Source organism: Variimorphobacter sp. HTMS_6 (assembly GCF_059717775.1).
The window spans coordinates 1,764,676-1,777,945 of the sequence record NZ_AP046094.1 but is presented as its reverse complement, the minus strand read 5'-3'; the positions used below and the strand labels follow the sequence as shown (position 1 = coordinate 1,777,945).

Annotated in this window: 12 protein-coding genes; 11 read left to right on the top strand and 1 reads right to left on the bottom strand. The window is 36.9% G+C overall.

The window, feature by feature from the left end:
* Positions 1-120 precede the first annotated feature (120 nt).
* The 6 genes from AC6IWN_RS07990 to AC6IWN_RS07965 all read left to right on the top strand — a co-directional run bounded on the left by AC6IWN_RS07990 (position 121) and on the right by AC6IWN_RS07965 (position 6,922).
* Positions 121-816: a M48 family metallopeptidase gene (locus AC6IWN_RS07990; protein WP_497991847.1), complete on the top strand. Its 696-nt coding sequence runs from the start codon at positions 121-123 to the stop codon at positions 814-816.
* A 152-nt stretch (positions 817-968) separates the two neighbouring features.
* Positions 969-2,104, top strand: a protein-coding gene (locus AC6IWN_RS07985; RefSeq protein ID WP_497987882.1) for an IS3 family transposase whose coding sequence is annotated in 2 segments (ribosomal slippage) — positions 969-1,215 and positions 1,215-2,104 — 1,137 coding nt in all. Because the reading frame shifts where the segments join, the coding sequence is not laid out codon by codon here.
* Positions 2,105-2,334: 230 nt separating this feature from the next.
* Positions 2,335-3,033 (top strand): response regulator transcription factor, encoded by a 699-nt coding sequence (locus AC6IWN_RS07980; protein ID WP_497991846.1) that lies wholly within the window; start codon positions 2,335-2,337, stop codon positions 3,031-3,033.
* Complete coding sequence (locus AC6IWN_RS07975) at positions 3,005-4,447, top strand: sensor histidine kinase (protein WP_497991845.1); 1,443 nt, start codon at positions 3,005-3,007, stop codon at positions 4,445-4,447. Before AC6IWN_RS07980 ends, AC6IWN_RS07975 begins: the two co-directional genes overlap by 29 nt.
* Positions 4,448-4,719: 272 nt before the next feature.
* Positions 4,720-5,649: a LysR family transcriptional regulator gene (locus AC6IWN_RS07970; RefSeq protein WP_497991844.1), complete on the top strand. Its 930-nt coding sequence runs from the start codon at positions 4,720-4,722 to the stop codon at positions 5,647-5,649.
* Between the two features lie 112 nt (positions 5,650-5,761).
* The gene (locus AC6IWN_RS07965) at positions 5,762-6,922 is read left to right on the top strand and encodes a cobalamin-independent methionine synthase II family protein (protein ID WP_497991843.1); all 1,161 of its coding nucleotides are present in this window, start codon (positions 5,762-5,764) and stop codon (positions 6,920-6,922) included.
* A gap of 27 nt (positions 6,923-6,949) precedes the next feature.
* Here the strand turns inward: AC6IWN_RS07965 and pdxR are convergent, their stop codons facing one another.
* Positions 6,950-8,347 carry a MocR-like pyridoxine biosynthesis transcription factor PdxR gene (pdxR, locus tag AC6IWN_RS07960; protein WP_497991842.1) on the bottom strand — a complete coding sequence of 466 codons (1,398 nt, stop codon included), beginning with the start codon at positions 8,345-8,347 and terminating at the stop codon, positions 6,950-6,952.
* 260 nt (positions 8,348-8,607) lie between these two features.
* On the opposite strand from pdxR, the gene pdxS reads away from it, so the two are divergent.
* The 5 genes from pdxS (at position 8,608) to AC6IWN_RS07935 (ending at position 13,245) form a co-directional block, all read left to right on the top strand.
* On the top strand, positions 8,608-9,480 hold the full coding sequence (gene pdxS, locus AC6IWN_RS07955; RefSeq protein ID WP_497991841.1) for a pyridoxal 5'-phosphate synthase lyase subunit PdxS: 873 nt from the start codon (positions 8,608-8,610) through the stop codon (positions 9,478-9,480).
* Between the two features lie 16 nt (positions 9,481-9,496).
* Positions 9,497-10,072 (top strand): pyridoxal 5'-phosphate synthase glutaminase subunit PdxT, encoded by a 576-nt coding sequence (gene pdxT / locus AC6IWN_RS07950; protein ID WP_497991840.1) that lies wholly within the window; start codon positions 9,497-9,499, stop codon positions 10,070-10,072.
* A gap of 278 nt (positions 10,073-10,350) precedes the next feature.
* Positions 10,351-11,547, top strand: coding sequence for an O-antigen ligase family protein (locus AC6IWN_RS07945; RefSeq protein WP_497991839.1), 1,197 nt, complete (start codon positions 10,351-10,353; stop codon positions 11,545-11,547).
* Positions 11,548-11,788: 241 nt separating this feature from the next.
* Complete coding sequence (locus AC6IWN_RS07940; RefSeq protein WP_497991838.1) at positions 11,789-12,247, top strand: hypothetical protein; 459 nt, start codon at positions 11,789-11,791, stop codon at positions 12,245-12,247.
* A 50-nt stretch (positions 12,248-12,297) separates the two neighbouring features.
* On the top strand, positions 12,298-13,245 hold the full coding sequence (locus AC6IWN_RS07935) for a tocopherol cyclase family protein (RefSeq protein ID WP_497991837.1): 948 nt from the start codon (positions 12,298-12,300) through the stop codon (positions 13,243-13,245).
* Positions 13,246-13,270 lie beyond the last annotated feature (25 nt).

Below are 13,270 nucleotides of genomic sequence, written 5' to 3'. Positions count from 1 at the left end.
TAATTTAGAGCAGATATTGAATAGATTTTGAAATGAGATAGATAAAAAATATAAGGTAAAGTGTTACTGGATTATATGTGGAGAAATAACAATAATAATTACTTGAAAAGAGATAAGGATATGAAAGAGATTATAATTAGTGGATTCACTGTTGAGATAGAAAAAAAGAGAATAAAAAATGTATATTTAAGAATTCTTCCACCGAATGGAAGAATACATATCTCTGCCCCGATGAGGATGAGTGAAGGAGAAATCAAGAGTTTTGTATTATCAAAGGTTGACTGGATAACTGAGCACCAAAGTAAAGTAGTTGCAAGAAGTGAAAAAAATCATAATAATTATGATGATGGTGATCTGATTCCAATATGGGGGAATAGAGTTCCTCTTAACGTACATGTGAATTCCATACGCAGTAATGTTAATTATGATGGTGAGAGCATCAATTTGTTTATCAGAAATGGAAGTGCTGACAGCGCAGAGTATCGTGAAGCGATACTAAATGAATGGTATCGCACGGAATTAAAGGACAAGCTGCCGCAAGTGATAGAAAAATGCGAGAAAGTAATCGGTGTGAAGGCATCCGGATTTACAATACGTGATATGAAAACCAGATGGGGGACTTGTAATGTTCGGACCGGGAGGATTTGCTTCAATCTTCAATTGGCGAAGAAACCATACCGATGTTTGGTGTATGTGGTGATTCATGAATTGGTTCATCTGTTGGAAAGAAGTCATAATCATGTATTTAAAGGATATATGGATCAGTTTCTTCCGGATTGGAGAACGATTAAAAAGGAATTAAATGATCAGGAGTAAGGGGATAGCTCACCGGAATTCAAAGTGATTCCATTTAATATAGAATAATTAAATTTGTTAAAATGCAAGTTTATATATGGTGTTAGTATATAACAGTGGACACGAAAAGTTTAACACATTACAATAGTTCCAAGAAAGGTGTGTGTTATTCAATGTCCAAGAACGGTGTCCGTTATTCGGAAGAATTCAAACAACAGATAATCGATCTGTATCAATCAGGTAGTTCAGTTAGCTATCTTAGTAGTGAGTATGGTGTGGCAAATGTAACGATTTATAAATGGATTAAAGAATCATCTCCAATTAAAGTATCTGAGAAGGAAGAAATCACTTCAAAGGAATACGAAAAAATGAAAAGACGTATTGCTGAACTTGAAATGGAGAATGAAATCTTAAAAAAAGCTACCGCCATATTCGCCAGAAAACGATAGAAGAAATCGTTACCTTCATCGAAAAATACAAATCAAAGTATACCGTTAAACTTATATGCAAAGCCTTGAAGTTCCCTAGGAGCACCTATTATAAGGCTCTAGTTCATGTGCCCTCAAACCGACAGATTAAAGCTGAAAAGTTGAAGGCAGAAATCCATAAGATTTATTCAGAAAGCAAATGCCGCTATGGAGCTCCCAAAATTCATAAGATACTGATAATGAGAGGTAAAAATATTAGTCTTAAAAGAGTTCAACGTTATATGTCTTCCATGGGGCTCCGCTCTATCGTAGTTAAAAAGTTCCACCCACATTCCTCTAAATCAAATGTGGTAGAAAGAGAGAACATTTTAAATAGAGATTTTAAAGCAACCAATATAAATCAAAAATGGTGTACTGACATAACTTATATTCATACGTTAAAGGATGGTTGGACTTATCTTGCGTCTGTAATGGATCTCTACAGCAAAAAGATTTTAGGCTATGCATATGGAACTTCAATGACTACAGAGCTTGTAATTAAATCTTTAGAAAACGCCTGCCTAAATGTAAAAAGTACAAAGGGAATTATTCTCCATAGCGATCTGGGAACACAATATACCAGTCAGAAATTTAACGAGTTAATAACCCAAAAGGAAATGGTGCATTCCTTTAGCAGGAAAGGCAATCCTTATGATAATGCATGTATTGAATCCTTTCACTCCTTACTAAAAAAAGAAGAGGTCAATCATAAAAAATACTATGATTTCAATGATGCCAGTAAGGCAATCTTTGAATATATCGAATCCTGGTATAATCGAAAAAGGATTCACGGTGCAATTAACAATATGACTCCTCATGCAGTGCATGACGCTGCTGCATAGGAAGTTAAACTTTTTGTGTCTACGTTATTGACACAAGTCCAATAAAAGAAATCTATTTATAAAAGAATTGTATTATAAAAAGAAATCTATTTATATAAACTAATCTATATAAAATAGATAGTTAGATAAGAAATGAAATCTTAAGAAACTTGAAAGATTTTTATGAATAACTTTGAAAGTTTTGTAATTTACAATACAGATAGTCTTTCGGAGAAAGGGATAAAGAGGATATGGAAAAGATACTGGTGGTTGATGATGATAAGGAAATCGTGAATGCAATTGGAACGCTTCTTGCGAGAGAAGGATATGAGGTGATAAAGGCGTATGACGGATTAGAGGCACTCGAGACTCTGATGGATCAAACGATTCACCTTATCCTCTTAGATATCATGATGCCTAAGTTAGATGGTCTATCAGCCACGATGAAGATTCGGGATCAGAAAAACATTCCGATTATCTTATTATCAGCGAAATCAGAGGATAGTGATAAGATTCTTGGACTGTCCATGGGAGCGGATGATTATATCACGAAACCATATAATCCTCAGGAGCTAATCGCCAGGGTGAAAAGCCAGCTAAGACGATATCTTCATCTGGGCGATGCCGGTAATCAGAAGAATTCCAATCAACTACGTAACGGAGGCTTATTGCTGGATCTCGATGCGAAATTATTGTATAAGGACGGGGAGGAAGTAAGGTTAACCCCTACCGAGTACAAGATTCTGGAGCTGCTAATGTCCAACCCGGGAACGGTATTTTCAGCAGAAAAAATCTATGAACGTGTTTGGAATGAACCGGCCTATTCCGTTGAAAACACAGTAATGGTACATATTCGCCGTATCCGCGAGAAGATCGAGATTAATCCGAAAGAACCAAATTATTTGAAGGTGGTGTGGGGTATTGGATACAAAATTGAGAAAGTCAAGTAATATTAAAGTTGTCAAAGTATTATTATCATTATTGTTTATTGCAATAACTGCGGGGAGTCTGTTACTTGGGCTTAAATATAACATTGGAGGTTTGAGTCTCTTTTATGTTAGTACAATTGCATTTTCACTGCTAGGTTATACGATAATTATTGTTGGAAATTCGGAACGTAAATTCGGGAATTTATTCATACGGTTGGATAAATTATATACAGATATACTATTTCTTCTATATTTCATCTCTATGATATTAGTAGAGAAACTATTTGAGTTTATAGGTCATTCTTTATATAACATGTTTCCTGAAAATAGAATGATTATTATCAGAGTGTCAGTAGGTGTAATTATCGGATTTGTTATGTTAGGAAGCTGTAGCTTTGTGTATATCGTATCGATATTAAGAAAGTTTCGAACAAGGAATTTTATGAAACATTCTTTTGTTTATCAAAGTGTAATACATATATCTGGAGCGATACATACAGTATATCTACATTTCTTTGATGAGGATGATGATTCTAACGATGAGCCATTCTATAAATTAAACTATAGACAATCGCTTCTACTAATCCTTACGGTCATAATTATGATTGCAATAGTGATTCTAGCAGCTCAAAGATCATACTGGATTTTTATGCCACTCCTTATGGAGTTCTCGTTATTATTGTGGTTGATTAATGGAAATAATCTTATCTATAAGCATCTTGATGAAGAATTTGAAGAGGCATTATCGAAGCAATTGCAATCAGAACGAATGAAAATCGCGTTGGTAACGAATGTGTCCCATGATCTAAAAACTCCGCTTACCTCGATTATTAGCTATATTGATCTTCTTGCAAAAGAAGAAGGCTTGACAGAAGTGGCAGTTGATTATATCTCAATTCTCCAGAATAAATCAGAACGACTTAAGAATATTGTGACAGATTTGTTTGAACTGGCGAAAAGTACCAGCGGGAATATCACACTTGAGGAAGAATTAATTGATTTAAAGAAATTAACGGAGCAAACCTTAGCCGACTTGGATGACAAGATTGTGGATAATGGGATTCAGTTTAAAATAACCCTTCCGGATGAATCAGTTATGATTAAATCAGATGGTAAAAAGTTATACCGTGTTTTTCAAAATATCATTGATAACACATTGAAGTATTCATTAAAGGATACCAGAGTGTATATTGACTTAGCTAGATCAGAAAGAGAGGCCGTATTCTTGGTGAAAAACATTTCATCCTATGAGATGAATTTTACCGAGGATGAGATATTACAACGCTTTTACCGGGGCGATCAATCAAGGTCAACAGAAGGAAGTGGGCTAGGGTTATCAATTGCTGAAAGCTTTACCAATAATTGTGGTGGAAAGTTTGTGGTAGAGATCGATGGAGATGTGTTTAAGGTGATTTTAACTTTTCCGGTGATATAAATGATAGTGAGGATATATTGTCTATTAGTAGAAATGTGGAACTTGGGTAAATTATTATGTCTACCAACTCGCACCTTATGAATTATAAGGTGCGAGTTGGTAGTAATCAGAGTGACGCCTTATGAATTCTGTTTTGAATAACCGTACAAGCAACCGAATAAGCAACCGTACAAGTTGTAGATTGAATGAATTTTGCCGATATGAAGTTTTTAACAAGAGTATGAATAGCACGGATTGACCTAAAAAATATTGTATAGAAAGAAGAGGTATGAATGACACTACAACAATTAAAATACTTTATTGAAACGGTGAACTGCGGATCGATCAATAAAGCCGCAGAGCGTTTGTTTATATCCCAGCCGAGTCTTTCAAATGCCCTACGAGATTTGGAAGCGGAAATCGGTCATGATTTTTTTAATCGTACCCCAAGAGGAATATCTCTGACTACCGATGGTGCGGAGTTTTTGGGGTATGCCCGTCAGGTCGTTGAGCAGACTGGACTTTTAGAGCAAAGATGGCTAAATAAGAAACCTTCGCGGCGGTTGTGTTCCATATCAACGCAGCATTATGCATTTGCGGTGAATGCATTTGTCAATATGGTCAAGAAAACGGATGCGGAAGAATACGAGTATACCTTACGAGAAGCCAGAACATTTGAAATTGTTGAAGATGTTAAAAATCTGCGCAGTGAAATCGGTATCCTTTACATGAACAATTTTAATCGTCAGGTATTACAAAAATTGCTTCGCGAAAATAATCTGGCTTTTCATCCGCTGTTTACCGCTAATCCTCACGTTTTCATTAGTACCACAAACCCACTTGCTAAAAAGGAATTTGTAACGCTAAAAGATCTGTCCGAATATCCCAAGCTTTCGTTTGAGCAGGGTGATTACAACTCCTTTTATTTTTCGGAAGAAATCCTTAGCACAGAGTATACAAAGAAAGACATCCATGTAGGGGATCGTGCCACCATCTTTAATTTAATGATTGGTCTAAATGGGTATACCATATCTACGGGAATTGTAAGCGCGGATCTAAACGGCGAAAATATTATGGCGGTTCCACTTCTTGTGGATGACTCCATTGAAGTTGGCTGGATTTCACACAAGGATATGCAGCTGACGAGACAGACCATATTGTATCTTGATGAATTAAAAGCGGTGATTGCAGAATATGGCGTTGATATAGAAGAGGAGTTATAGTTATCAGCTATAACTCCTCATATTTTTTAAGTGTTACCCATAACTTCTCCGCCTATAGTATACTCATTGTATCAAATCTATATGATTACAATAATGAGAGGAGAATAATACAATGAGCGAAAAATTTCAAATAGTCGGCAGTCTTCTTCGTCCGGAAAACTTGCTTTCTTACAAACGTCAGATTGAGCATCGAGACAATATTACGTATCCCTTCTATACGGATTTCGAGGGTTATGAGAGAGCAGAGGAGGATGCAACCAAGGCAGTAGTTTCAAAACAAATAGAACACGGATTGACTGTCATTACGGACGGTGAGTTTTCGAAATCGATGTGGCATTTGGATTTTGTTTGGGGGTTGGGAGGCGTAAGGCGTTATATTGCTGACCATGGCTACTTTTTCCGTGACACGGACGGATGTTCAAAGTATGAAACTCGTAAAGACATCGGTTTGTGTATTACCGGACCCCTCAGCGGCAAAAACCATCACTTTATTGGAATTTATAATAGATTGAAGACGATTGCCGGTGATCATGAAACAAAACTATGCGTTCCGTCTCCTTCCCATATATTCGGCGAGTTGTCATGGTCGGATAATATTGGGGGTAAAGACTCGGTTTATAAAAATGTACAGGAGTTGAAATCAGGTTTGCAGAGAGCGTACATAGAATTCGTTGAAGAATTTGCTGCCGCTGGTGGTAAGATTCTTCAGTTTGATGACTGTCTATGGGAGTTATTTGCAGACGATAACCCTAACTCACCTTTTACGGGAGAGAGTATAAATCAAGCGGAAGTAAATACACTTGCTGCTGAATTCATAGACATTAATAATACAGTTATCGATTTTGGACATAGCCTGGGGTTGAAGATTTGGACGCACAACTGTCGCGGCAATTATGATTCTCGTAACATGGGAGGCGGTTCTTATGTGAAGATTGCTAATCTGTTTCTTAAGCAGCTAAAATATGACCGCTTTTTTCTGGAATGGGATGATGACCGCGCCGGTTCGTTGGAAGCGCTGGAGGTCTTCAAGGATAAACCCAATACCGAAATTGTATTGGGACTAATGTCTTCAAAAATAAGTACACTGGATGATGAATCCCGTGTTGTAAATCTGCTTGATGAGGCATCAAAAATTATTCCAAAAGACAGATTACTTCTTTCACACCAATGTGGATTTGCTTCTTGTGACGGCGGCAATGAGTTGAGCGAAGAAGAGCAATGGGCTAAAATTGATCAGGGACAGAGACTTGCACAGCAATATTGGGGTGTGTGATATGATGGCAATTTACATTTAAATCGATCAAAACCAAGCCCTTCTTAATAACCCCACCGCCTCTTCAATGCTGTTTTCTGGTATCGTAGCAAAACCGAGGAGGATTGTTGGGTAAGAGCCAATGGCTGATCGGTCGGAATAATACTTTGAGATTCCATAGGTTTTTACACTGACGGAGGAAGCTGACTGAATCAGTTCTTCTTCCGTCATGTTATTTGGTACTTTAATTAATAGGTGCAGACCGGCGTCCGCGCCTAGAATTTCTATTCCGCAATTCAAATCTGTGATGGCTTTTACTAAGGAATCACGTTTCTTCTTGTAGATTGTTCTCATTTTGTTTAAATGTCGTTCGAAAAATCCTTCTTCAATAAATCTACACAATGCCTTCTGCTCCATAATCGGAACAGGACAGAGAATATAAGACAGCCGCTCCTTGAATTGTTTCATCAAATGGGTGGGCAGTACCATATAACTGACACGAAGGGTGGGGGAGATGGACTTTGACAGAGATCCCATATAGATTACCTTTTCGTTTGTATCCAGTCCTTGAAGAGCCGGAATTGGCTTGCCACTATATTTGAATTCACTATCGTAATCATCCTCAATCAGATAACGATCATCTCCATTATTCGCCCAGTTTAATAGCTGAACCCTACGATTGATTGGCATAATTCCACCGGAAGGAAATTGATGAGCAGGGGCAATACATAGGATATTCGCTTTGCTGTTTAATATCTCCTCCACAACCATTCCATTTTGATCTATCCCGATCGGGACGAATCTTGCACGATTACCTGTAAATAGCTGATTCAGCTTTTCGTAACCGGGATTTTCAATTCCGTAGGTGCTGTCCTTGTGAAAGATCTGAATCAAAGTTTGGAATAACATCTCCGTACCGGAACTGATTATGATCTGGTGAGGGGTACAGTTGACACCTCTTGATTGATGAAGGTAATCTGATAAAGCACTACGCAGACGATAAAGACCCAAAGAATCTCCCGGTCGAAGTAGCTCTTCATCATATTCATTAATCACATCCTTCATGAGTTTTCTCCACTGATCAAATGGAAAGGATGGCATGTCAACGCCATGATAAGTAAAATCAAACAGTGCTTCCTGGGACTCTGTTTTACCCTCTGCTAAGCTATGGGTATTTACCTTTAAACGCTGAAGAAAATCAATTTTGCAGACAAAGAAGCCACGCTTTTCAACTGCAACAATATATCCTTCTTCAATTAACTGATCATACGCTGCCTGAATTGTATTCTGACTAATACCAAGATATGAGGATAGTTTACGTTTGGAGGGAAGCTTTGTATCGAATGGAATTCTTCCGTTTTGAATCTCGGTTTTAATATAAGAATATAATTGCTGATAATAAGGCTTTTTACTATCAGAGTCTAATTGTAATGTTAATAACTCCATAATTTATCAATTCCTTTCCACAAAAAATCTAATAATGCTGCAAGAATCTGGTAATCCAGCAAGAATCTGATGATCTCTCTGAAATCTGATAATATTCCCAAATCAAAATTGATTAATATCCATTTCGTACTAAAATCTGATACCATCAAGTTGTTGATTTCTGATGCTTATAATCACACCAGATAAATATTATAATAAATCAAGTTTTATAAAACTACAAGAATTTTACAAATTATTTTTATAAAAGGAGAGGTATTATTATGAATGAAAGATATGAGTTAAATAAAAACCTGGCACAAATGTTAAAGGGTGGAGTTATCATGGATGTTACAACACCGGAGCAAGCAAAAATTGCAGAAGCAGCGGGTGCATGTGCGGTTATGGCATTAGAGAGAATACCGGCTGATATTCGCGCGGCAGGCGGGGTATCCAGAATGAGTGATCCTAAGATGATTAAGGGTATTCAGGAAGCGGTATCGATTCCGGTTATGGCGAAGGTACGTATCGGACATTTTACAGAGGCACAGATACTGGAAGCAATCGAAATTGACTATATCGATGAGAGTGAAGTACTTTCCCCTGCGGATGACACCTATCATATTGATAAATCCAAGTTCAGTGTACCATTTGTATGCGGTGCTAAGGATTTGGGGGAAGCGTTAAGAAGGATTCAGGAAGGTGCTTCTATGATTCGTACAAAAGGAGAACCTGGAACCGGTGATGTTGTTCAAGCAGTGCGCCATATGAGACTGATCAACAAACAGATCAGAGAGTTGCAGAATAAAAGAGAAGATGAATTATTCCATGCAGCGAAGGAATTAGAGGTTCCTTATGAATTGGTTCAATATGTTCATGTACATGGTAAGCTTCCGGTTGTAAACTTTGCGGCAGGTGGTGTAGCAACTCCGGCTGATGCAGCACTTTTAATGCAGTTAGGTGCTGAGGGTGTATTTGTCGGTTCCGGTATTTTTAAATCAGGTAATCCTGCTAAGCGTGCGCAGGCTATTGTAAAAGCAGTAACGAATTATAATGATCCTAAGATTCTGGCAGAGCTTTCTGAAGATTTGGGAGATGCTATGGTTGGTATTAATGAGGATGAGATTGAGCTATTGATGGCACAAAGAGGAATCTAAAAGGTAGGTGATATATATGAAGCGGATTGGAATTCTTGCTCTTCAAGGAGCATTTGAGGAGCACAAGCATTCAATCGAACAACTTGGAGCAGTTGGAGTTGAGATAAGGCAAAAAGCGGATATAATGGATGAAGAGCTGGATGGTATTATAATTCCAGGCGGGGAAAGTACGGTGATCGGCAAGCTGTTACACGAACTGGATATATTCGAAGTATTGCAAAAACGGATACAGGAGGGGACGCCGGTATTCGGAACCTGCGCAGGGATGATTCTGTTAGCAAAGAGTATCTCAAATGACAATCATCAATATTTATCTGCAATGGATATTAAAGTAAAAAGAAATGCTTATGGAAGACAACTGGGAAGCTTTCGTGCTGAGAAAGAGTTCAAAGGTATCGGAGTTGTTCCAATGACCTTCATCCGTGCTCCGTATATAGAAGAGGTAGACAAATCGAAGGGGGTAGAAGTTCTTGCTGAGGTGGAAGGAAATATCGTAGCAGCTAGACAGGATAATATTCTCGTAACATCATTTCACCCGGAATTGACACATGATTTGAGTGTTCATAGATACTTCCTGCAAATGGTAAATTAACAATATATGTTTGGAATGTTTGCATAAAAGAAATCGTCGTTTCGCCCGAAAATGACATCAAAAATAACAATAATGACAATCAATTGTTTATTATGTATAGATTGGAATATTAATTTAAGAAAAAATATTGATTCCTTTGTTGGTTTGTGCTAAAATACATATTTAGTTGGGAACACATTCTTATTTCAACCGCGAAAAGAGCAATTTACTGAATTTAGCATTCTTTTTGCCATGATTATCAACTCAATAATCATAATAATATCATAAATGAAAAGAGGATGATTGTTATAGAAAATTTAGCACTCAAACGGCGAGTTGAAGTATCTCTTGTAGGAGCCAATATTGCAATATATACAGCTGCTGCAATTTTTATGCCCTACATACTGTCAACCATCGTACTTGTATTTTTAGCAATCTATTTAATGGTAAATAAACAGACACGACAGATGATTTTTATAAATAAAGGTGCCACGATACTAAAGATATTCATGGCGTATTCATTAATTATACCGGCAATCTACCGTAACTTAGCGGGGTTTGCGACCGGCGTAGTTATGATTTTTGCTGCCGTATTAGGATTATATATACGCAACATCATGACGGAAGAGTTATTTGAAAGATTAATGACATTAATCTGTACCTTCAGCTTAACAAGCGCAGGTTATGCTCTTGTCGAGAAATTAGTGAATGACTTAGAAAACGGAAGTAGTCGAGTATCTGCTGTCTTCTTTTATCCGAATTACTTCGGTACAGTAGTCGGCATGGTTATTATAGTGTGTGCCTACAAAGTATTGACAAAGCAGAAGAATCCATGGTTTTACTATATGGTAGCATTCGTGAATTTAATCAGTATGTATTTATGTAAGAGTATGTTTGTGTGGGTGGAAGTGTTCGTTGGAGTAGCGGTGCTTCTGATTGTTCTTAAAAGACACAGATTACTTTCAATATGGCTTTTTGCAGCGGCATTAGGAAGCTTTTTGATATTATTCCTTGGGGTAAATATTATTCCGAGATTGAATGATGTTGAAGTTACCGTAAGATTACGTCAGCAAATATGGGGTGAAGCGTTAGGAGCTATTGCCCAGACCCCTTGGTTTGGACATGGATATTACTCCTATATGTATTTGTTTCACAGCTCCTATTTGAATCAGGTTATTCCGCATTCCCATAGCATCTATATCGATACAATATTGAATTTTGGAGTAATCGGTACTGTACTGGTCGTAATGTATTTTTCAAAAATATATAAGCAGATTTTCAGAATATGCTTTAAAGAGAAGAATACGATGATCACATCATTGATCTTGGCAATCTCTGCAGCTTCTTTAGCACATGGAATTACAGATGTTACCCTTCTTTGGGTTCAGACTATGCCATTCTTTCTACTAATATTAGCAGGTGTCGGAGCATATGAAAGAGATAACGTTAAGTATTTACAAAATTATGATTCGTATGAATCAAAAATAGCATCTTAAATATTCAAATGGCTGTTTCAATTGAAACAGCCATTTTTTGCATTTATTTAAACTTCAAGATTCTGTTTAAGTAATAATCATCAATCTTCCTATTAATATGTTGGCATTATGAATTGAAAAACATTCATACTGAAGTAACTGTATGTAGTCGTTGATGCTTAGATTACTTAATAGCTGACATCTGTTTGTATATTTTAGTTTATATCACACATACTAGATTAAAACAAAAGGTGGTGATGATATGAAACGAAAATGTATTCTACCTCCGACCGGTCAGAAGGTAGTGATGAAAACTGATCCAAAGATTAACGAGGATATCAGAAATCAAACTCTGAGCAGTCTTAATATATTTAAAAACTGTAAAGAACCGGAGATAACACAGAGAATCAGCCAATTAAATCAGGAATGGGATACAGAACGTGTATTGGAAGTGAATGCGTCCCTATTACTGTTATTGAGCTCCTATATGGGAGTCAGAATGAGTCGTGCATGGTTTTTAGTTACCGGTGCAGTAGCTGGATTTATGATACAACATGCTCTTCAGGGATGGTGCCCTATATTACCTCTTGTACGCAAATGGGGCGTTCGTACTGCTGATGAGATATATGCGGAAAAAACAGCATTAAAGATTATTCGTGGAGATTTCAACGGTGAATCTCCAAACGTAGAAGATGCTTTGGCAAAAGCAGAAAAACAATAGCATTAATTAATAGCGTTATTATATTATTTACATTAAAGGAACCCAAATTTATGTATTGTATAAGAAGATTACTGAATCCGGATATATTTCAAGGAAAATATAAAAAAAAGCATTATTTTGAAGGATGGTATTTTAAAATTACCGATAGTAAGATGGAGAACACTTATGCGATTATACCTGGAATTTCAATAGGAGAGTGGGATACACATGCTTTTATACAGGTATTAGATTCAGATAACAACGTGAGTTACTTTCATTACGAGCTCGATGAATTTCAGTTTAATGAAGATAAGTTCGAAATCATGATAGGCGAAAATTATTTCTCCAAGAGCAGGGTTAGATTAAACATTGATGGAAAAGAGTTAAGCATCCAAGGGGATTTGTATTTCAGTAACATTATGGAGTTCCCAAGAACGATATTTCGTCCCGGTGTAATGGGACCTTTCTTATATCTACCTTGTATGGAATGCCATCATGATATTATAAGCATTCAAAATGAAATTATTGGACATCTTAATATATCCGGGAAAAACACCGATTTTACGGATGGAATCGGGTATATTGAAAAGGATTGGGGTAAATCCATGCCAAAATCCTGGATTTGGTTTCAATCCAATCACTTTCAGCCAGATGATGTATCATTATCGGTAAATATTGCGGATGTTCCATTTTTGAAGGGAAGCTTTCTTGGATTTATCATAATGCTACGATATCAGGATCGTATATTCATGTTTACCACTTATAATGGATCCTGGATTAAAATGCTATACTACAGTAAAAACAGATTAAGGATTACTACGCGTGATTGCCGATTTCGACTGGATTTAAGTATTCAATACACCGAAGGAGGGAAAATAATCGCACCTGTAAAGGGGCAGATGTGCCGTACAATCTCAGAGAGCACAAATGCAGTAGTGAAATTGCGATTTTCTGATCGTCAAGGTAATATTCTTTATGAAGGAATCGGTACCAATGGCGGGCTTGAAATAGTAGAATAGATATATTGAGAGACTACGGGTTATA